This is a genomic window from Parasphingorhabdus cellanae (genome assembly GCF_017498565.1).
GTDB lineage: Bacteria > Pseudomonadota > Alphaproteobacteria > Sphingomonadales > Sphingomonadaceae > Parasphingorhabdus > Parasphingorhabdus cellanae.
In genome coordinates, this window is the sequence record NZ_CP071794.1 from 1922022 (window position 1) to 1945267 (window position 23246).

Annotated in this window: 20 protein-coding genes and 1 tRNA gene; 10 read left to right on the plus strand and 11 right to left on the minus strand. The window is 54.7% G+C overall.

Going from position 1 to position 23246, the window contains the following annotated elements; all coding sequences use genetic code 11:
• Positions 1-211 precede the first annotated feature (211 nt).
• The 7 genes from J4G78_RS09140 to J4G78_RS09170 form a co-directional block, all read right to left on the minus strand.
• Positions 212-670 carry a BLUF domain-containing protein gene (locus J4G78_RS09140; RefSeq protein WP_207986298.1) on the minus strand — a complete coding sequence of 153 codons (459 nt, stop codon included), beginning with the start codon at positions 668-670 and terminating at the stop codon, positions 212-214.
• Positions 667-2616 (minus strand): putative bifunctional diguanylate cyclase/phosphodiesterase, encoded by a 1950-nt coding sequence (locus J4G78_RS09145; RefSeq protein WP_207986299.1) that lies wholly within the window; start codon positions 2614-2616, stop codon positions 667-669. Before J4G78_RS09145 ends, J4G78_RS09140 begins: the two co-directional genes overlap by 4 nt.
• Positions 2617-3110: 494 nt before the next feature.
• Positions 3111-4601 carry a ricin-type beta-trefoil lectin domain protein gene (locus tag J4G78_RS09150; RefSeq protein WP_207986300.1) on the minus strand — a complete coding sequence of 497 codons (1491 nt, stop codon included), beginning with the start codon at positions 4599-4601 and terminating at the stop codon, positions 3111-3113.
• Positions 4602-4655: 54 nt separating this feature from the next.
• The gene (locus J4G78_RS09155) at positions 4656-5486 is read right to left on the minus strand and encodes a hypothetical protein (protein WP_207986301.1); all 831 of its coding nucleotides are present in this window, start codon (positions 5484-5486) and stop codon (positions 4656-4658) included.
• Between the two features lie 4 nt (positions 5487-5490).
• On the minus strand, positions 5491-6024 hold the full coding sequence (locus J4G78_RS09160; RefSeq protein ID WP_207986302.1) for a DUF1036 domain-containing protein: 534 nt from the start codon (positions 6022-6024) through the stop codon (positions 5491-5493).
• A 13-nt stretch (positions 6025-6037) separates the two neighbouring features.
• Complete coding sequence (locus J4G78_RS09165) at positions 6038-7165, minus strand: hypothetical protein (protein ID WP_207986303.1); 1128 nt, start codon at positions 7163-7165, stop codon at positions 6038-6040.
• A gap of 251 nt (positions 7166-7416) precedes the next feature.
• Positions 7417-9099, minus strand: coding sequence for a bifunctional helix-turn-helix transcriptional regulator/alpha/beta hydrolase (locus J4G78_RS09170; protein ID WP_207986304.1), 1683 nt, complete (start codon positions 9097-9099; stop codon positions 7417-7419).
• A 431-nt stretch (positions 9100-9530) separates the two neighbouring features.
• Here J4G78_RS09170 and J4G78_RS09175 point away from each other — a divergent pair, with 431 nt between their 5' ends.
• The 7 genes from J4G78_RS09175 (at position 9531) to J4G78_RS09200 (ending at position 16607) form a co-directional block, all read left to right on the plus strand.
• Positions 9531-11681 (plus strand): TonB-dependent receptor, encoded by a 2151-nt coding sequence (locus J4G78_RS09175; RefSeq protein ID WP_207986305.1) that lies wholly within the window; start codon positions 9531-9533, stop codon positions 11679-11681.
• A 12-nt stretch (positions 11682-11693) separates the two neighbouring features.
• A complete protein-coding gene (locus tag J4G78_RS09180; RefSeq protein ID WP_207986306.1) occupies positions 11694-12236 on the plus strand; it encodes a hypothetical protein in 543 nt (180 codons plus the stop codon).
• The gene (locus J4G78_RS09185; RefSeq protein WP_207986307.1) at positions 12233-13561 is read left to right on the plus strand and encodes a PepSY-associated TM helix domain-containing protein; all 1329 of its coding nucleotides are present in this window, start codon (positions 12233-12235) and stop codon (positions 13559-13561) included. The genes J4G78_RS09180 and J4G78_RS09185 overlap by 4 nt, the downstream gene beginning before the upstream one ends.
• A gap of 498 nt (positions 13562-14059) precedes the next feature.
• Complete coding sequence (locus J4G78_RS09190; RefSeq protein ID WP_207986308.1) at positions 14060-14536, plus strand: DUF3489 domain-containing protein; 477 nt, start codon at positions 14060-14062, stop codon at positions 14534-14536.
• On the plus strand, positions 14533-14991 hold the full coding sequence (locus J4G78_RS09195) for a DUF2924 domain-containing protein (RefSeq protein ID WP_207986309.1): 459 nt from the start codon (positions 14533-14535) through the stop codon (positions 14989-14991). Before J4G78_RS09190 ends, J4G78_RS09195 begins: the two co-directional genes overlap by 4 nt.
• The gene (locus tag J4G78_RS18140) at positions 14984-15301 is read left to right on the plus strand and encodes a recombinase family protein (RefSeq protein WP_259371334.1); all 318 of its coding nucleotides are present in this window, start codon (positions 14984-14986) and stop codon (positions 15299-15301) included. Before J4G78_RS09195 ends, J4G78_RS18140 begins: the two co-directional genes overlap by 8 nt.
• Positions 15285-16607 carry a recombinase family protein gene (locus J4G78_RS09200; protein ID WP_259371335.1) on the plus strand — a complete coding sequence of 441 codons (1323 nt, stop codon included), beginning with the start codon at positions 15285-15287 and terminating at the stop codon, positions 16605-16607. Before J4G78_RS18140 ends, J4G78_RS09200 begins: the two co-directional genes overlap by 17 nt.
• Before the next feature lie 208 nt (positions 16608-16815).
• Here J4G78_RS09200 and J4G78_RS09205 read toward each other — a convergent pair.
• Positions 16816-16890 (minus strand) — tRNA-Thr (locus tag J4G78_RS09205).
• A gap of 64 nt (positions 16891-16954) precedes the next feature.
• Between J4G78_RS09205 and J4G78_RS09210 the strand changes: the two genes are divergently transcribed.
• Positions 16955-17140: a hypothetical protein gene (locus J4G78_RS09210; protein WP_207990867.1), complete on the plus strand. Its 186-nt coding sequence runs from the start codon at positions 16955-16957 to the stop codon at positions 17138-17140.
• 18 nt (positions 17141-17158) lie between these two features.
• Here the strand turns inward: J4G78_RS09210 and J4G78_RS09215 are convergent, their stop codons facing one another.
• Together J4G78_RS09215 and J4G78_RS09220 are read right to left on the minus strand one after the other, a co-directional pair.
• A complete protein-coding gene (locus tag J4G78_RS09215; RefSeq protein WP_207986310.1) occupies positions 17159-17644 on the minus strand; it encodes an acyl-CoA thioesterase in 486 nt (161 codons plus the stop codon).
• Between the two features lie 117 nt (positions 17645-17761).
• Entirely contained in the window at positions 17762-19543 is a 1782-nt protein-coding gene (locus J4G78_RS09220) for an aminopeptidase P family protein (protein ID WP_207990569.1), read from the minus strand.
• Positions 19544-19722: 179 nt separating this feature from the next.
• Here J4G78_RS09220 and J4G78_RS09225 point away from each other — a divergent pair, with 179 nt between their 5' ends.
• Together J4G78_RS09225 and J4G78_RS09230 are read left to right on the plus strand one after the other, a co-directional pair.
• Positions 19723-21828 carry a S9 family peptidase gene (locus J4G78_RS09225; protein ID WP_207990571.1) on the plus strand — a complete coding sequence of 702 codons (2106 nt, stop codon included), beginning with the start codon at positions 19723-19725 and terminating at the stop codon, positions 21826-21828.
• Positions 21825-22223 (plus strand): acyl-CoA thioesterase, encoded by a 399-nt coding sequence (locus tag J4G78_RS09230; protein WP_207986311.1) that lies wholly within the window; start codon positions 21825-21827, stop codon positions 22221-22223. The genes J4G78_RS09225 and J4G78_RS09230 overlap by 4 nt, the downstream gene beginning before the upstream one ends.
• A gap of 3 nt (positions 22224-22226) precedes the next feature.
• Here J4G78_RS09230 and J4G78_RS09235 read toward each other — a convergent pair whose 3' ends face one another.
• Complete coding sequence (locus J4G78_RS09235) at positions 22227-23198, minus strand: mitofilin family membrane protein (protein ID WP_207986312.1); 972 nt, start codon at positions 23196-23198, stop codon at positions 22227-22229.
• Between the last annotated feature and the right edge of the window lie 48 nt (positions 23199-23246).

Genomic DNA, 23246 nt, shown 5'->3' on the forward strand with positions numbered 1-23246 from the left:
CGGAAACGAAGTAGACGTTTGAGAGTCGATAATCCTATCTATGTTAAGTCGGTGTTTTGGGCGCATTTCAGACAAGCGGCAATTGGGCCGGTTGCTGACAGTCTGGTTTCAGCTAAACGAGGCAAAAAGCGAACGTCAAATTTATCTGTAGTAGACGGTGACAATTGGGTGAGCAATGTCGAACCTGTGCCAGCCAGTTAGCCGCAGAATTTCAAACTTTACTGTGCGCGGGTTGATTGTCGAGAAGGCTCCGCATTTGAAGCGTGGCCTGACTTGCATTCACTCCGACCAGAAATTGAATCTCCTGTAATTCGTCACGAAGCGCCAATGATGAAATTTCATCATCATTAAGAAAAGCCATATCCCAGTCCTCAAACAACCGCTCTGAAACATGTGTCAGATCAATCAGCCGCACATCGACATGTCGAAAATCACAGCAAATCCTATCGAAGACCTTTTCCACCTCGTCATGCGGTCCTTCCAAAATCTGGATAAAAACCCCCTTCACGAACAGAAGGCTGCCAGTTAACTGAGACAATCGGTTCTGCTCGGCGGAGCTTTCTGCTATTTTACGAACGGCTTGCGCCTGTTTCTCGCTGCAACCTTCCATGTCGAGCGCGCTGGTATACAGCAACCGCGATAACTGCTTGTCGGATGTGTATGCGTTCATGCTACGGCCTTTCTTTTCTCCCGTTGGAACAGGCCAACAATCTTAGTCGCATCAATCGGCCGGCTGATTAGAAAGCCCTGTATGTCGTTGCATCCGTGCTCGGCAATAAATTCCATCTGCTCGTCGGTTTCAATACCTTCCGCAGTTATTTTCATCTGGAGGCTCTGGCCGAGTTGAGCGATAGCTCGAACAATAGACGCGCTGCCAGCATCCGCGGGCAGTTGCCGCACAAAAGACTTGTCAATTTTGATCCGGTTTATTGGAAAGCGGTGCAGATAGCTCAGCGATGAATAGCCTGTTCCGAAATCATCCAGCGAGATTCGAATACCGAATTCTCTCAATTTGGTTAGCGTGCGCATGACAATCTCATCATTGCCAAGAAGAGCGGTCTCGGTAATTTCCAGTTCCAGCCGTGATGCTGGAAAACCGGCATCATCCAGTGCCTGAATGACGGTCTGCGGCAACCGTGGATCGAGCAATTGAACCGGAGAGATATTGACTGCCAAGTCGAGATGTTCGGGCCACGAAGCGGCATCATGACAAGCTTGCTTAAGAACACTGGCGCCAATTCGCGAAATCAGACCAAGCTCTTCGGCTATAGGAATAAATTCGGATGGCTCAACATTACCCCGTTCCGGGCAGGTCCATCGCAGCAACGCTTCGGCCCCGGTAAATGCGCCTGTGGCCGAGTCGATAACGGGCTGATAGGCGATATGAAAGTCTTCGCGCATACAAGCACGACGAAGATCAACCTCGAGTAAACGGCGGCGTTGTGTGGCCTCCTGCATCGCTAGCTCAAATAGGCGATATCCCCGTTCATCGGCCCGCTTTGCCGTATATAGCGCAATGTCAGTATTTTGGACTAGTGTTTCGGGGTCACTTCCGTGATCGGGCGAGAGGCTGATTCCAACACTCGCTCCAATTTCCGCCACTTGTCCTTGTACGATATATGGTCTTCCTAGAATTTCGACAACCCGGGCTGCCAAAACATTTGCTTCATCTTCCGAATTGAGATCATAAGCGATTACAGCAAATTCGTCTCCGCCAATTCTTGCTACCATATCTCCGCGGCGAACAGCATGGCGCAAGCGCCAAGCGACTTTCTGGAGAACAATATCGCCAACTGGGTGGCCAAGTGTATCGTTGATGGGCTTAAAACTATCCAGATCAATCATGAGCAAGGCAAAGGGACGGCCAAATTTATCAAACTTGTCGCATTCGATTCGCAAGGCTTCTGTAAAGGCTCGGCGATTGGCTACTTCAGTCAACGCATCATGGAGCGCTATATGCTGAAGTCGCTGGTCCGATTTCGATTTTGTGCGCCGTTCGAGCAGATGGGTCGAAATACCGGCGCAGATGATGAACAACGCGACCATAGCGACCGCTGCTGCCAACGCCACGAAGGCCTCGCTATCGGCACCTGCTTGCACGCCCGGCAGCGGGGTTACTGTGAACGCCGCCATGCCGGTAAAATGCAGGATGATAATTGCTGCAGCGAACAACCCGGCAGGGAGAAAAATATTGTTAGCCGCGCCTGTTTTTCTCAATTGGTCGATAGCGAGTGCAGAAAAAATAACACTCAGAAATAGCGAAGCAATGACATAGTCCGGCAACCATCTAACGATACCATCGGCGCGATAGGCGAACATTCCGACATAATGCATTGTAGCGATCGACAGACCGATAATCCCGCCGCCGGTAAAAACGGAAATAAAACGGTTGCGTGTCCAGGCGACCATCAGCCCCAAGGCGATACCACCGACCGGGATCAGTGCCGATAACACAGTCAAAGTACCGTCAAGTGTTACAGGGACGTCCGGACGGTAACCGAGCATGGCAATGAAGTGCGTTGCCCAAATCGCTGAACCAGCGGTAAAGGCAGACAGAAAACACCACTGGAACCGTGCTGCACCAGTTTCAGTTAAGGTGCGCTGAAAAAGTTTCATCGATGCAAGACAGCCCACCAGGCACATCAAAGCGGCCAAAGCTACTATCCAAGGATTATGCTCGTAATACAGGCAAGTTAATACGCGCATTGAAACTCCTCGTGTCGCCATGAAAACTACGAAGCGATTAACGGTCGCAGGAGGTTTTAGTTAACGGCCCAATTTGCGCGGCGGCACGCTGTTAAATTGGAATCCGCTATTCCACTTTCCATCTAACATCGGTTATTCTACACACATGGCGAGGAATAGCCGCTTTTGGTACAGTGGATATCTCTTTTACCGACCGAAGCTGGAGCGCATTTCAGACAGGTGGCAACTGGGCCGAAAGTGGACCGTCTGCTGCCGGGCGGAACCGCCAAGAAAGCGGACATTGTAACGTGACGGTCGGTGTAGCAGCTGTTTGACATAGTATGAGAACTAAAGTGGCGCTGGTTCTATCCTGCGCACTTTGGCACAGTTGCCAAAGACACCTTTACAACATTCAGTAAACCCTCCTAGGGCTGAGTGAGTGTCGGCTTATAGAATTCCCATTTTTGATTCAGCGATCCGGTGCAGTTCCAAGTGATTAAATGGGATTTGTTTCTCTGCGACCAATCTAGACATTTCCCGGTCTTCGCATTGATAAATTGATCTCCGCGATGGCGCCAAATCTGGCTCGGCCCACCGTTGCACTGCGCCATGAACACCCGAGCCCCATTTCCGCCCGCTTGCATGCATGTCTGATAGGCATCATTCACACGCTTGTTGCGAAACATGCCGTTGCGATCAAAATCGAAGGTTACACCCGATGTGCACAATCCGACCTTGAACCGACCGTTCAACGGGTTCAAATTCCCGATAACACAGTAGCGGGCGCGCAGCGGCCACCCGCCGACCTTTTTGGACCGCAGTTTTTCGCCATTGAAATTTACATGTCCGTATGGCCGCCCGCCTTTTTCCAAATGTTTAAGGAAATTTTCCTTGTTGTGCTGCTCTTTGAACCAACTGACCCGATTACCTATTGTGGAGAGCTTGTACGGTGTTGCCGTGTACTTAATGCGAGTCCCGTATTGTCCCAACACGAGATCAGCGACGGAATCACCCTCCCGGTAGAGGTGTCTGCCGCGCGTATGACTGGTGGCGGGAATTTTCATCGTCGCGCCGATTGACCCAATGGCGCTCGGCGAACTGAAGGTCGTAAAGCGTGCTACTTTGCAAAACGCGGCGAAGACCTGGGCCTGGAACCCGCCGAGCGAATGCCCGGTCACGGTCAGCTGCCTGTCCATCCTCGCATCGCGGTTGAGTACCTTCATGCGGGCTGAGACCTGTTTCACCAGTGTGGTATATAGATTCCGATCAACAGGTTGCGACGTTGCGAGCTTCACATCCTCGGTAAGATCGGCATGCTTGCTTGCGTCCGTTCCGGCAAATGCCAGCACGAACTGATCGGTTTCTGCATAGTGATACAGTCCTGCCTGCATTCCGTTGTCGGCAGTGAGGAAATATTCTAGCCTGCCATGCTCGTCCCCGATTTTGTCATCTTCCCAGATCCCCGACGAGGTACAAATATTCTCTCTATCACCGCGATTGCAGCCGAACTTCGAGGGAAAGTCCTGCTGACCGCCCAACTCGCGTTCGTCGTGATGGGGTAAGGAATAGGATGCGATCGCGAATTTAAGCAGCGTCTTATCGGCGATCGCGTCCGCTCTGATCGGCCTGTACTGGCGCTCAGCTTCCTGCCTAGCCTCTTCCTGAACCACGCATCTCCCGAAAATAAGCTTAGTAAGCTTAAGCCCGGGATCGCAGGGATCGGACCTTTCAAGGATGGTGCACGAACGCTGCCCTTCTGCACCGCACGCCCCCAACGTACCAGCAATAGTATCTCTCGCCGCGCTTGGAGACGCCGATGCTGCAGCGATCGGCACGTTCAACGCCAATGCAGCTGCGGACAGTCCGATCGAAAGGCTGATCACTTTGACTGGCTCCGTCCTTGCGGTTCCCATCATTCTTTTCCCTTCTGTCAAATTCTCTAAAAAGACTGAGTTTTACGTTTGGATTGCCTAGCGAAAGACACAGGCTGCGCCCGCCCACATGGCGCCGATCTCGCTGCTGCGATCTTGTTCTTTTACGAGATAGTGGACGCCGCCGCCGACCCGTTCATCACCCAGCGTGCTGTCCTCATACCGCTTTGTGCTGTATTGAAGTACAGATGCTGGTGTGCCGATCTTCATCTTGTTCGGTCCTGATACCGTGATGCTGTGCGATACTTGGGTTGTGCCATTGTTGAGCGCCCATCCGGCCCATCGGTCGTCAGCAAAATAGACGGTCACCCTTGCAAATTTGACGACCTCACTGGGACATGCTGCTGCTTCGCCATAGGTTACCCGATCCTGCGGAGTGCCAAGGTAGCGACCGAGAACCGCGACCAAAACCTTGGCATCTGTCCCGAAATCGTAGCGCGAGGATGGAATGCCCGGCCGCTGCAATTCGAAGCCGTTTCCGTCTAACTCGATAGCCGGCAGAAGCGCTGACAAGTCAGGCTCTTCGCCAATGATTTCACAGAAGTGAGTTTTGCCACCAATCTTGAGAACAGCCTTATCGCTGATGACGACAAAGGTGCCCTTATCACTTGCGTAAACGGTCACACCACCGCCAAGTGTTGATTTGAGGTCTCGATTGACCCGTTCGAGCTTAGCGAAGCTCATATCGTCAAGGCGAACTACCGCTGGCGGCGCACCCTGGCCTGCGATTAGGACCGTGAGGGCTCTGTGCTCATCACCGACACAATTATACTGGTCGACAATAGAAGCAACAGCGGGAGTGGATGCAGCAAAGAAAAATACGGTCAGTATATGTGCCAAACGGCGGCCGACAAGAAATGCTTTTTCCATCTTATCATCCCCCGAAATTATAGTAGAGTTGTCCGTCCGCATTTTTGTGGTTTAATGCTTCCATCCCGGCGGAGAACTCGCCGTCGTCATTGCAGCGGTTTGAGATGGCCGCGCCGTTGACGACTTTTAAACTCGCAGACACCCATTCGGAGCCGCGCTTACGGTTCATGCAGCCGCGGTGATCTTTGCCTTCCCAGACCTTCTTGATCGCTCCGCCAAAAAGACCTTTGGTTTCTCCATAGATGTAGAAAGAGCGTAGCGTTTTTCGGTTCCTATCGGCGTATTTAGGAATACGTTTTGTCTGGCATTCGCCAGGGGCCAATTCATACCATCCGCTATATTGCACAGCGAATTGCGGCATGTTTCGGATTTCAGCAGTTCGATCAATGACCAGACCCAATCCAACCGCTACGTACACGGTCTCACTATGGCGGTTGCAAAGCTTCACTTCCTGACGGTCGCCGCTGCTTTGTGCATGCGCGGGAGGAGAAGCGATGTTAGCGATGGAGATTGCCAAAAAAAGCAATAGGATTTTCATATTATGACCCTTTTCATTGTACCCACAGGCTACTTATGGGGCGCTCGCCCTGGAATGACCACACGCCGAGCGCTCTTGTTGCAAAGTCATGGTTCGCATAGCGCGCGCGCACCTCGTCGAGATCGGTCGAAAGATTGTCACAGGATATGTTTAGCGGGGAGAACGCGTCTTTGGCCAATAGCCTCGCGCTTTCTCCCGCAACCTCGACGCGCCAGTCGCTGCATCGTTCGAGACGCCAGAGCATCTCCGGCAGATCGTTGCCGACTACCACGATGTTCCGATAATCGCTGGCCGGGCGCACGGAAACGTGGTCGGACAGATGTCTGTGCAGTTCAGGCGCGCCGCCTTTCAGGGTCCGACTGAAATAGGTCCAGCCTACGGTGTCCTGAACACTGCGGGAGACCACCATCGAAACCACACCACCGTCGTCGTCGACCGCAAGGAATGTGATGCGACCACTTGGTCCTGCGGATGCGACCTCCGCAATGGCCTGAACCCGTAGCGCTCGAACGGCTTTTGGGTCACTCAGATCTTCCCACCTGCGAAGGTACAGATGAGTGTCGTCAGTCGCCACTCCGCCAAGAAGTGTGGACTGCGAAACAGTCGTTATGCCGTAACCGCTGATCGATAGAGCGCGTTGTTGCAGCCCGATATCGCAAACATGCACAGTCTTGCCGGCGCCTACGACCCGTGTGACCAGCTCGAAATCTTCCAGGCCCGGATCATCGACATTTCCCTTGTCGATGATCGTGACCAAACCGATGGTGTCTGGCTCAGCCGGAGCGTGAGGAAAGGTGCGGAGAATTGGGTACCTTCTGGTGCCAGCTCCCCCGTCATTTTCTCCAAGCTCTATCTGCGTTCGGCGTATGTCGGGTAGATAAGGCGGGCTGAAATCATATTCGATCAGCTCGAGGTTGGCCGCGCCCCCTCCGTCTCCCGGATCGCCTAAACTGGCGATCACTGCCGCATTTCCGGTTTCCGGGGCGGCGCACAGGAAGGTGATCATTGCATGCGGCGGCTCATTAGAGCCAGACCGGCCCATGGACGTATCGTAGCGACCCGCTGGCCATGCCGCTTGAGCGATAACCGACTGGACCAAAAAGACAAAACCCAGTCCTAGCGATCCCGTCTTCATTCGCATCCTAGCCCCCTGTTACCCAATATTACCTCGCGCCATTTCACGTCACGAGACAAAAGCTTCGTTCGGATCGTTTTATGGATCCGATCATCTGAACGGTGTCGCAAGCAGATGAAATTTCTGCGCATCCGCTAGCTGGCACCTACCAAAGATTTGTATCTTATGGGGAATTGCTAGACCCGCTAGCGCATTGTGTCATACCCACAAGTTGGTATAGTCAGGGCATCAAAGGCAATTTTGCGATGAAAATGAGCTTAGCGACGCACGGCCGCCGCCATTTCGATAATGCGCTGTGCGATCAATTTGGGGCGCTGATGCAAAAGCAGCTCCCCAGCAGCTGCCACTCTCTCGATCGTTAGGTTGGAGCAAGCCTGTTCCAACCGTTCGAAAAACGGGGCATCGAACATGGGTTCGCTTTCTCCGAGCATGACATGAAGCGGGACCGAAAGGTCGCGCAGATGTTCTTCGCGGAAACTCCAACGTTGAGCTGCCCGGTTGCAAAAGACAGTCGGCCCCATCGTGAAGGACAGTTCGCACCAATTGCGCATCAACGGCACAAATTCGACATCGTCGCAGCTCGCACGATCGACTGGCGACTGGTGATATCGGCGCTCGACATACCAGTCGATGCCCTTGCGCCGGACGTTCCTAAATCCTGCGTTGACAACCAGTTCGAGCGCCTTGGGCAAAGTTATCGGCAGGCGCAGCATTGTGCGAAAACTCAGTGGGGCAAGCGAAAGGCGATCGCTCGTCAGCGGAAAGCAATCGGAGATTCCAAGAAGCGCGCCGAACGTCCCGGGCCGCGCGCGCTCAAGTGCAAGCAGGTGGATGGTCCCAGTTGCAAGCCCCACGCCGAGACAATTCTTCAGCCCTAGCGCATCGACGACCGCGCGGTAGGCGGCGAGATCATCCTGTTTGAGCGACAGGTCCGGGTTTTGCTCGCTGCCCCCCATGCCCGGCCAGCAGGGCGCGATGAGCTTTATCCCTGCATCGCGCAGCCGCCTTTCCACCCTGTCGCCGAGCAGGTAGCCGAGCGATAAGCCGTGGAGCAGGAAAACCGGCTGACCGTCGGGCGCGCCTGTCCAGCTATAGGCAACCTTGAACCCGTCGGACCGTTCGATCTGGCACAAGTTGCCCCATGGGTCGGCCCAGCGGACACCCTTCGAGGTATCCCGCTCGGTTAGGCGCGCGCAAGTGAGCGACAGCAGCCGAACCAGATCGATCAAGGACTGCGCACCAGCCTTCGCAACCATCGCTTTTATCTGGGTACGCACGGTCTGAACGCCGGTGCCGCGTCGAGCGGCGATAAGTGCTGGCGACCCACCTTCCACGAGCATTTTGGCGATCTGCAATTCTGCGCGAGTGAAGCCGAACGCGTCGGCAAGAACGCTATCGACGGAATCACTCCACGCGGAATCCACGCTGCGGACTATCAAGAAACTCTGCTGCGTTTTACTCACTGATAGCACGAACGCTTCGGCAAGCGTTGTCGTTCCTTCGCTATCGAATACCCGGATCAGAGCATGCTTGCGATTGCCCGAACCCCTCGCGCTGCGCTGGAGAGACTGGAGATCCGGGCGCGACTCATCGGCGATCCAGTCAAGCCCAAGCGTCCGACCCTGGGTGGCTCCGAACAAGCGTTTGGCTGCCGCATTTGACAGCGCAACACCAAGTTCCGGAGAAAGCGCCATAGCTGCGCGTGCCACTTGATTGACCTCAACCTCGAGCGGATCTTCGACCTGTATTGTGTCCTGCGCTTGCAGCAAGGCAATCGCATCGTGGAGATGAGGAACCAAGCGGCCCTTGTCCGATATGGCCCCTGCCGACAGACGCGCGTCCCAGGCTGCCAGCATCCTGTCGAATGCATCGACATCCGCCACCGACCGGAACGTCTGCACGATCGGGTCGATATCTAGGTCAAACGCGCTATCAGACAATTTGGCAGGCCTGTGTTTTGAGAATCATATAACACCATATTTACGAATCAAGAGCCTCCAAGATAGGTCTAAGCCGGCACTTTGGCTATGACGAAGACTGAGGATGACGCTCGTTTATTGTCACTTTGGGCCGGTAACGGACAGTCTGCTCTGCAACAATAAGTTCCCGGAAGCTGCCGTCGGCTTCCGACGTCAATCATAACTGCGTCACGAGGATTCAAGCGCGCCTGCAAGGTCATCTCCGATCGCACCCTTTCGCGGCGTGAGATACGCATGCCTGCAAGCAACGTCCGAGTGGGTGACGATCGCCGCGTGGGTCTGGCCCCAACATGATATAATCCGACCCTGCGAGGCTCTTTCAAACAAATGTCCTTGACCTTTTCACGAATGACAATCATTTGCAATAGAGAACGAATCAGGGGTCCTTCGATATGCGCTTTCTAAAACGATCCATTCTTGCCGGCGTGAGTTCTCTCGCACTTCTCAGCACACCCGCCTTTTCGCAGGACGCTAACACGAGTGACGAGATGGACGCTAACACGAGTGACGAGATGGACGCTGAAAACACCATTGTCGTGACAGGCCAGAAGGATGAGCGGACCTTGCTCGACACGCAGGCCAGCGTGGCCGTCGTGACCGAAGATGACATCATCGAAAAGGACCTGACCTCCTTCCGTGAAGCCTTTCGCACCATGGCGAATGTTATCGATGCCGACTTCGTCGATGCGGGCTTCGTCATTCGTGGAGTCAATTCCGAGGGTCTTACGCCTGGCGGCGCGCCGCTCGCCGCAGTCTACATCGATGGTGCCGAACAGACCGGTCAGGGTGCGCGGCGCGGAGCGCGCGGCCTTTGGGACGTAGAGCAGGTCGAGGTCTATCGCGGACCGCAATCCACCCTTTCCGGGCGGGCGGCACTGGCAGGTGCCATTTATGTCAATACGCGCGACCCTGAATACGACTACGACGCATCGGCGCGGCTCAGCTATGGTGAGCTGGACACATTCGATGCCGCCATCGCGGGTGGCGGTTCAATCATCGATGATGTCCTGGCCTTCCGCGTCGCTGCCGAATACCAGCGGCGTGACAGCGAGGTTGAGTATCCGACATACAGCGAATTCGCCAATTTCGACCGCCTGATCGAAGACGAATACTACCAGATCCGCGGCAAGCTGCGGGCCGATCCGACACCCGGACTGCGGATCGACCTGACCTACGCCTACAGCTATGATTCTCCCGCCTACGACGATGTGGCCGGGCCCGGTTTCGGGTTCGAATTCGAGGATCAGCGCGGCGACTTCAATCTGCCGTTCTTCCAGGAAGCGCGCGAGGCGGACAATCACTCCGCGATCGCGCAGGCCACCTACGAGGTGTCGCCAGAAATCACGCTGACCTCGCTATCGACCCTGGTGGACATGGATGCCGATCGTTCCTCCGTCAATGCGAACACGCCGGGCGAGGATTTCACTACGGTCGGCGCTATCGACGAGCGCCTTTTCACACAGGAATTGCGCGCCAACTACGACGGCGCGAACGGATTGCACGCCGTGCTCGGCCTCTACTATGCCTATGACCGCAGCGACAGCGGCTTCACCCGTAGCGTCTTCTTCGGCGGCGGACGAACCGATACGACGCGATCATTGTCGAACAACCGCAACTACGCGATCTTCGGCGAGGCTACCATCCCGGTTCTGGAAAGCGTCGATCTGATCGCCGGTGGTCGCATCGACCGAAACGAGCGCGAGATAGACTCGTCTTTCAGTCGTGAAGTCTTCGATCCGTCAGCATCCGACACTCAGACTGCCGATTTCGTCGAGAGCGCGGAAACCGTGTTCCTTCCAAAGCTCGGTCTCGATATCGAGCTCGCAAGCGATCTTCGCCTCGGTTTCGTGTTCCAGCAGGGGTATCGTCCCGGAGGTGCGTCGCGCAATGTCAGCAGTGGCAATATCGTCGAGTTCGATGCCGAGTTCACAGACACTTATGAGCTCTCTCTTCGTAAGGATCTCGGTTCACGCGGCAATTTGGCAGTCAATGCCTTCTACACCGACTGGACCGATCAACAGGTCGAGTTCGACCTCGATCCGAACGATTTCTTCAGCCGCATCACTGTCAATGCCGGCAAATCGCGTCTCTTCGGAGGCGAAGTCGAGCTCAGCGTGCAGCCCACCCGCGACGTGTCCGCCTTCGCCTCGGTCGGCGTTCTCGATACCGAGTTCGAGGACTTCGTGGTGGCAGGCCTCGGAGACTTCACCGGGCTGGAATTTCCTGAGGCACCGAGTGTGACGCTCGCTTTCGGCGCAGACTATCGGCCGCGCACCGGTTTTTTCGCCGGTGCCGACGCCAAGTTCGTGAGCGAATATTTCGCCCGCGATCTCCAGAACGCGCCGATCGACGAGGTCGGAAATTACTTCGTCGCCAATGCGCGGGTCGGTTACCAGTTCGATTTCGGCTCGGTCATGCTGTTCGCCGACAATCTCTTTAACGAGCAGTATTTCGTCTATCGCGACCGCATCGGCGATTTCGACTGCTGCGCAACCTTCGGCCGCAGCCGCGTAGTCGGGGTGACCGGACGCGTCGACTTCTAGGACTGCGGATTGATGCCTGTTTCCGCCTGGCTCGCATTGATCCCGCTCGGAATTGCCGTAACGGCGTTGCATGCGACCTGGAATGGCCGCCTGTCGCGCGGCGTGGGTCTAGGTGCATCAGGTGTGCTGATAGTGTCGGCGATGGTCGCCGCTTCCCAGTCATTGGGTGCGGGACGGGGTATCAACTGGATACTAATCGCGGTCAGTATCGCCGCAGCGATCGCGCTATGGCTCGGACGCACTCGAAAGCCGCGCAAATTTCACATGGAGCGTCATGCCGAACCGGCGACGGAGTGGCCTGACTGGCCGGTGCGCTGGCTTATGGCTGGACCGCTGGCCGGACTTGCCGCGGTCGCGATGGGCGCGGCAGCCGCGGCTTTGTCGCCTTTTGCTTCAGGCACCAACGTCATGGCGGGATTGTTCGTCGTTCTGATCGTCTGGGCCGTAGCTGCGGTTTGGGTCGCGGGCACTTCGAGACGTCTGAGAACGACCGGGATCCTCACTGCCACGATCTTGGTTGGATCCGGCGGCTCAGCGGCGCATTTCCTGCTGTGAAGGCGCTACAATCCGATATCGTTCGCAAGTCCCTGTCAGCACATGGGCTGGTCGGCCTGGTGCTGGCCGCGCTGATCTATCAGATCTGCCTGACGGGAACGCTGAGCGTCTTTGCGGGCGAACTGCGTCAGATCGAACGATCCACGGCTCCAACGGTGGAGGCGGTGACACCGGAAGGATATGCTAGGGCAGTCGAGGAGGGCCTAGTCATTCTCGCTGGCGGCGAGGGGCCGATCATTATCCTCGGTCCCACCGAGCCGCTGCCAAGGCTCGAGATACGCGTGCCTGGCAAGCAATCGGTCTATGCCGACGCGCAAGGTGTACCGACAATCGAAACAGGTACGCCCTTCACCGACTTCGTCACAGAACTGCACGAGGCGCTCCATCTCCCCTCGCCATGGGGAACTGCCATAGTGGCGCTCGCTGGGATCGCGCTGCTCGCTCTGCTGATATCCGGTATCGCGGCCCACACCCGTATATTCCGCGATGCGTTTCGATTGCGATTGGGAGGAAACGAGCGGCTCGAGCAGGCCGACTTCCATAATCGAACGGGGGTGTGGGGTTTACCGTTCCACGTCATCGTGACCGTTTCGGGCATCTACCTAGCCTTGCTCCCACTTCTCGGCGCACCGCTCGCATTTCTGGCCTATGATGGCGACATCGACCGCGCGATGACCGAACAGATGGGCCCGCAGGTCGAAGGCACTGGAACACGGCAGCCCGCCCCGGATATCGCGGATCTCATCCGGACGGTGGAGCGTGAAAACGCCCCGGCGAAAGTAAGTTTCGTGATGATCGAGAACCCTGCGAGCGACAGGCAGATCATACACATAGATACCGATGTTCCTCGGCAGCTCGTCAGCGGAGAGAGTTATCGCTTTGACGGAACCGGGCGCGCGCTCGGACCAGCTGGTTTCGCCGACGGGGCACCGGAGAAGCAGGTTCAGGCAGCGATGTTTCCGCTGCATTTCGGCACTTTCGGCGGTCTTCCTGTGCGCCTAGTCTACGGTATTTCGGGTGTAGCGCTATGCTGGCTCTGCGCTACCGGCATGCGCATCTATCTTGTTCGGCGGCGGCAGGCAGGAAGAGCCAATCCCTTGCTCGAACGCTTATGGGCCGGCGTAGCCTGGGGACAGCCCGCGGCATTGGCACTGACATTCGCCGCCACTGCGATCGGGTTCGATCCCCCGATAACCTACCTGACTGCAACGGGTTTTGCATTGGGCATCTTCAGCTTGCCGATCAGACTTCAAGCTCTGCGGAAGGCGGCAGGAACTGTAATCGTATTTGCAACAATTGGCGGCGGCTTCTTCCCGGTTCTATGAGCGGTCAATATACCCGGCCACGCAGACTTAACCTGCAGGCGTCTGCGAAGAGTGTGATGCCGCAAGTGGCAGGCAGCGAAAGGATTTCAATGGACAAACGCCCTAGTCCCATAGGAATTCTGCGCCAGCTAGCACAGGCTCAGATTTAATCATCAGTATCCAAAGCGCGAACCTGAAAGCAGAACACGCGCTCTCTATCCAAAATTTCGGCGGTCGTTAAGCCTCAGAAATGAAGATGCTGTAATCTAGTAGCTATGACTGCTTTCGGGTGACCTTTCGGTGATCCGCGATGACCGGGGTTGGGGCGCAAAGCAGCCATTCCCGATTAGCTCCAATTGCCATCAACAAAATTTCGATCTGATTGACTTAATCCGTCAAGGCCTCATGCACCGTCATCAGCTCATTGTGTTCAAGCTGAGCGTTTTGACCACGTACTGCTAGTTCATGTGCATCTTCCAATCGCGCTGTGATCAGGGCGAGCAACTCTGATCGCACGTTGTGGCGGTCGATTTCATCCAAATCTATCACTCGCTAGACAACGCTCATCTGAAACAGGAAGTCCACCATATCTTTTCAAAATTCTCGCTCAATCGACTGGACTTCGGTATTTGTTCGAGCATTACTGTTGATGTCGCCTATATCGAGTGTGACAAGCCGCCAGCTACTTTTAGCGATCCGCGGCTCCGGTCAGTGGAAGCGCTGGAAGGTCTAGCGCCAAGCTGGAGACCATTGATGCCATCAACAAAATCACAAACCAAGTCCGCAAAAATCATCGGGCTGCTATCGCGAACCAAAGGGACAGCACTCTCGGAGATTTGCAAAGTCACCAATTGGAAATCACACAGTGTCCGCGCCTTCCTGGCAGGCCTGCGCAAGAGAGGTTTCGTGCTTACGCGCGAACAGCGAGGGGATGATGGGACAGCTTATCGGATCACACAAAACCCGAGCAGTAACGAGGCCAAAGGTGCGGCATGACTTCGCTCAACACTCGATTGGCAGACCTTGCGGCCATGCCCCCTACCCAATTGCGTTCGGCATGGCGCGATACGTTCAAGTCACCTGCGCCCGATATCGGACCCGATCTGCTTCGGCGCGGTATCGCTAACCGGCTGCAGGAACGTGTACATGGGAGCCTGACTGGTGCCACCAAAAGAGAAATCGAGCGGCTTCGCAAACGTGTCGAACGGACAGGTAAAGCCGGATATGCGCATGCGATCTCGTTGAAGACTGGAACAAGACTGGTCAGATCATGGAATGGCAAAAGCTACCATGTACTGGTCTGTGACAATGGTTTCGAGTTTGAAGGCCGTCATTATGCAAGTCTCAGCCATATCGCCCGCGAGATAACCGGTGCCCATTGGTCCGGTCCTCGCTTCTTCGGATTGAAGAAGCGGAGCGAATACAAGCCGCGAGTACCGGCCAATGCCTGAAGCTAGGAAAGCTCGAAAGCGGTGTGCCATCTATACCCGCAAATCTACCGAGGATGGCCTGGAACAGGATTTTAACAGCCTGGATGCGCAGCGAGAGGCTTGTGCCGCCTATATATTGAGCCAGGCTAGCGAAGGCTGGGAAACTGTTTCCGAACTTTACGATGATGGTGGCTGGTCAGGCGGAAGTATGAAACGCCCTGCCCTAATCCAACTGCTGGATGATGTGAAAGCCGACAAGGTCGATATCATCGTTGTCTACAAAGTCGATCGCCTAACCCGCAGCCTCGCCGACTTTGCCAAAGATCGTTGAGATTCTGGATGAGAACGAGGCCTCGTTCGTCAGTGTTACACAATCGTTCAACACAACAAACAGCATGGGACGTCTCACGCTCAACGTCCTGCTTTCCTTCGCCCAATTCGAACGTGAAGTCACTGGAGAGCGCATCCGTGACAAAGTTGCAGCGTCGAAGAAGAAGGGTATGTGGATGGGTGGACCGGTGCCGCTCGGTTACAGGATAGAAGAACGTAAATTACTGTTTGAGCCATCAGAGGTAGAATCGGTCCGTTACATATTTGATCGCTACATTGAACTAAAATCTGTTCCCAAAATGGTGGATGATCTGGCAGCGAAAGATTTTCGAACCCGTAAACGGGTATTGTCTAGTGGTCGTGTTCTTGGCGGGGTTCATATCGGAACCGGCGCTTTGACGCTAATGCTGCAAAACCCGATCTATTTTGGCAAGATCCGTCATCGCGGAGAGCTATATGATGGCGAACATGAGCCCATAATTCCACAAGAGCTGTTTGACCGAGTGCAATCCATCTTTTCAGACAATCGCCGAGACAAAACCCTGGGCAAGAAAAGTCGCAATCCCAGTCTGTTGACGGGAATGATCACCGACCCGGATGGCAGGCCCATGTCTCCGACTCAGTCGAAGAAACAATCGCGAACTTATCGATACTATTCCACGCGCTTCAAACCGCTGCAGAACAAGACCTCTGCCTGGCATCTTCCCGCAGGAGAGCTAGAAGAGTTGGTCATTAAGGCTGTTGCCAACCACCTGTCACACGGGCTGATCTGGAAATCAGAAGACGGGACCTTGGACAAGGACAGGATCGATCAGTATCGGGAAACTGCCAAAAATCTGACATGCTCGAGCATTGTCGAGCAACGAAAGTTCCTTCTCAAGTGCCAAACCAAAGTTCAAGTTGAGGCCAAGGCCGTGAAAATCAGCCTGAGCATCGAAAAGCATCCCGATCCCATCAATATCTCCGTTGATGCAAAACTGGTTAGCAAAGGGTCCGAATTGCGGCTGGCAGTCACGCCGGACAACAGCTCGGCAAAGCATGAGCCTGATCCGGTATTGCTCCGCCTCATCGCACAAGCTTTTGCCGCTCGTGATTATCTGATCGATGGAATAGCTTCACCGAACATATCCGACTATTCGCAAAGGCATTTGAGAAATCTAGCCCGGCTCAGCTTTCTGGCACCCGATATCATCACCGCCATTGTTCGCGGATCGCAACCGGTCAATTTGACAGGAAGACGCCTTCTGCGCGCTGGAGACCTCCCACTTGATTGGGCCGGTCAGCGAACCCTTCTGGGGTTCGAATAGAGCCGAAATTACACAAAATTCAAAAGTGCATCCGGTGCCAGCGTTTCGGGGCATCGAGATAATCCGGCTATCTGCAGACATATGGCCGGCGACAAATAGTCTCTGGGACGAAGTTAACCGAATCGGAACGACCTAAGTTACCGAAATTTAGCGATTAAATGGACGATCCATTTCTGCCGCCGGAGACACTCGAAATCGGGGAAAGCAATGGTGCTGCTAGGGAGAATTGAACTCCCGACCTCGTCATTACCAATGACGCGCTCTACCACTGAGCTACAGCAGCACTAGTTTCATCGCTGAGAGCCATCTGCTCCGAGCCCCGCGCCTATGGCGAAAGGGTTAAGGACTTGTCAAGCGCAGTTGCAATTTTGATTGCGGGCTGGCAAATATTCCCCATGCCCAAACCGCAGCCAAAGTCCGAGAAAGAACGCAAAGAAGCCGAAAAGGCTGAGCGCCTTGCTGAACAGTTGCGGTTAAACTTGCGGCGGCGCAAGGCGCAGGCCAAAGGTTTGCGGGACGATAGCCTGAATTAGAGGATTGTTAGCGGCTCGCTAAACGGCGACAACGGCTCTTTCTGGTTTGATAATTTCAAAATCCGTAACTGCATCGATAAAACTTTGCGCCACGGGCGTTACTTCCTCTGTCGCCGGATCAAACCAGACATAGGTCAGTTTCACCACGTTCAGCAGTGTATCATCGCGAATAATATGGGAGACCGCGGAATAGCTGGTTCGGCCGAATCGGGTGATGCGGAGACATACGTCGATCAGGTCGTCTGCTTTAGCTGGTGCACGGAAGTCGACCTCAGCATGACGCACCCAATTATCACCGCCAAATAGCTCCACAAACTTGCCTAGCGAATCTTCGTTACCCTTGGCGCCGACCAGCGTGCGAAAATATTCGGTCACGCCAATATCAGCAAAGGCGAGATAGTTCGCGTTGAATACAATGCCCTGCATATCCGCTTCGGCATAGCGCACACGGATCGGAGTGATCAGGCGAAAGCCTTCGCGAGGATTTTGGTCTTTTTTTGTCATGAAAGAAATCGTCCGTTGATGCCTATTGCGCTCGGCGCTTGCTGGGGAGTCCAGGGTTGACCATCGCGTGTTGTTGTCTTGTGCCCCACATCAAGCGCGGAGCACAAAACAATCATATCAAAGCGGCTGACATTGCTCCTTGAGCCAATTCAGCGTGTCGCCTTCGACCTGAGGTCCGACAATATCAAGCACCTGTGCATGATAATCATCAACCCATTGGCGCTGGTTATTGGACAAGATGGAGACATCAATCAAGCGCCGATCCAGCGGCGCGAAGGTCAGTGTTTCAAAACCAAGCATATCCTGCTCAGCCCCGGTGACTTCGCGTTCCTCGACGAGGATCAAATTTTCAATGCGAATACCGAAAGCGTCATCCTTATAATAGCCCGGCTCGTTGGAACAGATCATGCCCGTAACCAGCGGCTCGGCAAAGCCTCCGAAAGCGGCAATGCGCTGTGGTCCTTCATGAACCGACAGATAAGCGCCAACGCCGTGACCGGTGCCATGAGCGTAATCAACACCATCGGCCCATAGATATTGCCGCGCCAATATGTCGAGTTGCCCGCCGGTCGTGCCCTTGGGAAACACCGCTTTTGCCAACGCGATATGACCTTGCAATACCTGCGTATAGCGCTTGATCATCTCCGCTGTGGGCTCTCCCACTGCGATGGTCCGCGTTACATCAGTGGTGCCATCGCGATACTGACCGCCGCTATCGACCAGATAGAGCGTACCGGTTTCAATCTTGCGATTGGTTTCCTCGTTCACGCTATAGTGGCACAGCGCGCCATTAGGGCCAGCGCCAGAGATGGTGCGGAAGGAGAGGTCCATCAACTTGTCGGATTGCCCGCGAAATTCAGCGAGCTTGGCCGCGACCGACAGCTCGTCATGGCCGCCTTTGGGGGCCTCCTGCGAGAACCAGTGGAGAAATTGGCTAAGCGCCGCGCCATCGCGTGCCTGTGCCGCTTTGTGGCCATTGACCTCGGTTTCATTTTTGATGGCTTTGGCGAGGATCGTCGGATCACGTTTCTTCACGATCTGCGCGCCAGCGCCTTCGAGTTGTCCAAATATCGCGGCCACCGACCGTTCTGGATCGACGCCGATTTTCTGGCCATCATATTCAGCCAGTGCATCCGGAAATTCGCTATAGTCCCGCATTGCAACCGCATTACCCAGATGCACGCGCACCTCGTCCGTCAGTTTCTCCGGCGCCACAAATAGCTCCGCACTGCCATCGGCTTTGACAATCGCATAGCCGCGCGGCACCGGCGTGTTGGAGATATCCTTGCCGCGAATGTTGAATGCCCATGCGACCGAATCGAGTGCAGCAATGACGGTCGCATCGAGCCCCTCCTCTTTCAGCCATGCAGCAATATCTGCACGCTTGTCCGCCGCACTTTTTCCGGCAAATTCATCCGGCTGCACATCGAGCTTTGCCAATGATGGCTCTGGCTGATCTTCCCAGACGGCATCAAGGGGGTTGGTTTTAACAGCTATCAGCTTGGCCTTTTGCTTCGCCAATTTCGCTTCGGCTGATTGCGCCCAATCCTGTGTGTGCAGCCATGCGTCATAGCCGATAGAAGAACCTTCGGGCGCATTGACACCAAGCCAGTCAATGACGCTTTGATCCGCCGTGCCGACATATTCGTACAATTTTCCGTCGACCTGATCGCGCACCTGAATAGTATAGCGCCCATCAATGAATATCGCGGCCTTGTCCTTGAGCACAACCGCTGATCCCGCCGAACCGCCAAAGCCAGTTAGCCAAGCGAGACGCTGCGCATAATCGCCGACATATTCGCTCATATGCTCGTCACAAATCGGAACGACAAAGCCATCCAGGCCATCTTTTGCCATTTGCTCGCGCAGGGCTGCTAGCCTTGCTTCATAAGTGGACATTAACATCGGCTGCGAAACTCCTTGAATTAGCTGCTGAGCAAACTCATAGATGTTTCAGACGATTTCCGCCACCAATTTCCCCGAAAAGAGGCGTTATGAAACAGATATTATTACCCCTGATACTGGCCGCTAATCTGGCTGCCGCTCCGGCTTTCGCGCAATCTGAAACAGAAGAGACGATGAAAAAAATGGAAAATCCACCCGCCGCTGAACAGCGGCCTCATAGTTATGAACGCCATGGCTACACGATCAGCGATCCCTATCACTGGTTGAAAGATCAAAGCTATCCGAAGGTCGATGACAAAGATGTGCTCGATTATCTGAAAGAAGAGAATAAGTGGTTCGAACAGAATATGGCAGGGCAAAATGCGCTGACGGAAACGCTGTTCAAGGAAATGAAAGCCCGGATCAAGGAGGATGAAAGCTCGGTTCCGCAGAAAGATGGTGACTGGATTTACTGGACCGCCTTTGATGAAGGTGCGCAATATAAAAAATGGTATCGCAAGTCCGCAAGCGGCGGCGAAGACATATTGATTCTCGACGAAAACGAACTGGCCAAGGACGAAGAATATTTCCGTCTGGGTGCACTGACGATCAGCAAGGATGGAAGCCTGATGGCTTACAGCACCGATACGAATGGCTCTGAACGATATACTGTCCGCTTCCGCTGTCTGGACGAGTCCATCAATCTGCCGGATGAGGTTTGTGGTGCAAGCGGTAAGTGGGGGGACGTTTCCATAGAGGGAACCATCGGCAATATTGTATTTTCAGCTAACGGAAAAAATCTTCTTTATGGTTTGGTCAATGACAACTGGCGGGTTGACCAGATTTTCATGCATCGTCTGGGAACGAAACAAACCGATGATGTCTTAATTTACAAAGAGCCTGAAATTGGCTTCTCTGCTGGAATTGGTCTGACCCAATCGGAAAAGTTCATTGCCATCGCCACCGGCGACAATGAAACAAGCGAAGTGCGGTTGGTCCCAACCGACAATCCGACAGCTGACCAATTGTTGGTTTCACCGCGCAAAAAGGGCCGCGAATATTCGGTCGAGGAACATGATGGTACACTCTATATTTTGACCAATGACGATCATGTGAATTTTCGTCTGGCAACAGCACCGCTCGACAATCCGGGCGAGTGGACAACTTTGCTTGCCGGATCGGATGAATTCTACCTGACCGATATGACGGCGTTCAAAGATTTCTATGTAACGGAGGGCCGTGAGAATGGTCTCGATCAGATCGATATCTGGTCCTATGATAGTTCCATCAAGGACCGCATCAAATTTCCTGAAGCCAGCTATAATGCGGGCCTTGACGACAATCCGGAATATGACGTCACCAAATTGCGGCTAAGCTATGAGTCCATGGTTACGCCAGATACCGTTTATGATTTTACGGTTGCCGATGGCATTTTGGAAACATTGAAGGTTCAGGAAATCCCGTCGGGCTATGATGCAGACGAATATACCACCGAGCGTCTGACCATAAAAGCACGCGACGGCGCGATGGTTCCCGTATCGCTGGTCTATAAAAAAGGCACCAAATTGGACGGCTCGGCGCCGCTGCATCTCTATGCTTATGGTGCTTATGGCTATGCGGTCCCGCCAAGCTTTTCGACCACGCGGCTATCGCTGGTTGATCGCGGCTTCATCTATGCCATCGCCCATATTCGCGGCGGCGATGACCTTGGCCGCAACTGGTATCTGCAGGGCAAGCTGATGGAGCGCACCAATACGTTTAATGATTTTGTCGATGTCGCCAAAGGCCTGGTCGACAAAGGCTACACAGCGAAGGGCCGGATCAGCGCGTCGGGAGGCTCCGCTGGCGGCAGCCTGATGGGCGCGATTGTCAACAGCGATCCCGATCTCTGGGGCGCAATTGTCGCGCATGTACCCTTTGTCGACATACTCAACACGATGCAGGATGAAAGCCTGCCGCTTACCCCCGGCGAATGGCCGGAATGGGGCAATCCGATCACGGATAAAGCAGCGTTTGAATATATCCGCAGCTACTCGCCCTATGATCAGGTCAGCACGCAAGATTATCCGCCCATGCTGATCACTGGCGGTTTGAACGATCCGCGCGTGACCTATTGGGAGCCGGCCAAATGGGCCGCCAGATTGCGCGCGACCAAAACGGATGACAATATTCTGCTGCTGAAAACCAATATGGGAGCAGGCCATGGCGGCAAGTCGGGTCGCTGGAACCGGATTGAAGAAACGGCGGAGGAATTTGCGTTTATCTTGTGGCAAATGGGTGTGACAGATTCAGGGGAATGAGCGAGTATTTCCTTGAGATAGTGGCACAGCCTGAGGATATTGACGAACTCGGTCATGTCAACAATGCCGTCTGGGTGCGCTGGATTCAGGATATGGCCACAGCCCATTGGCAAGCGATCGCGCCGCCGGAATATGTCGAGCGCTATATCTGGGTCGTAACCCGGCATGAAATTGACTATCGCGGCAATGTCAGCGCAGGTGATACAGTGACCGGCCGCACCTGGATATCCGAACCGCCGAAAGGTGCGCGTTTCTGGCGCAATGTCAGTTTCGCCGGAGCAGATGGCAAGTTGAAGGTTTCAGCTAAAACCAACTGGGCCATTATTGATCAGACCAGCGGTAGACCAGTGCGCGTTCCTCAGGCCCTTGCGGACCTGTTCCTGCCTTCAGAATAGCCTCTAGGGCGCTGGTATCGGCGTCACCGGGGCCAGTGGTGATGGTTGATCGACCCTCTCCCCTTCCGCCGTGCGCAATTGCTGCGGCTCCAATATCGCTGCTGTTTCAATGACATCCAATGCCCGGCGTGCTTCATTATAGCGCCGTGCTTTTTCCATCCATTGGTTTGTCACATCATCGCCATTATCACTGCCCGGCAACTTTTCAATCTCAGCAATTGCTGCATCGACATTGCCATTTTCGACGTAGCGTTTAGCGCGGATCAGCCGTTGCTGCGGCACGGGGGACGGGGTTCCGTCCCGGCGGACCACGAATAGTTCCGACATTTCGCGCTTGATATCAGCCCAAAACCCTGCGCCTGTCGATCCGCTGGTTAAAGACGGACCGATATCATCCAATCCCGCCGACAATTCTTCCAGCGTCACCGGTTCCCGAGAGGCGTTCACAATGGTCGTTACCGCCTTTGGCTGTGCATCGCCAAAACGCAGCCGCAACTGCGATTCTATATAGCCGAGCGGTGACCCGCGATCGAGTGCCCGACGCGCGGCAAAAGCGATTAGCAAGCCTTCTGCTCGGGCGGCATTGCCGGATGCCGCTTGGGCTTGGACATTGATCCGCGACAACCGGTCCTCCAGATCAGCAACCCGCACTGCCAGTGCACGCTCTTTATCCGGTGTGAGCGCAGGAATTTCTGTCGGCACAGGCTCTACTGGCGGCGGCGGAAGCACCGTTCCATCCGCATCGATGCGCTGCGCCAAAGCTGCTGCTGGGTCAGCTGCGACAGATGATTGTCCCGGCGCAGCATTTGCTGCCACTGCCGTTTCTTCGGTGCTCTCAAATGGGTTATAGCGCGAAAATATCCAGCCGGTAAGAATGGCACCGCCAACAAAGGCAACGACCATCAGGACCAGAACATTGCGGGTTAAATTGCTTTTTCCGCCCGAAGACGCGATTTTTTCATAGTCCCGGCTCATTCAAATTCCCTACATCCTGCTGGCGGGCTCTGCGCCCGTCCCCTGAAG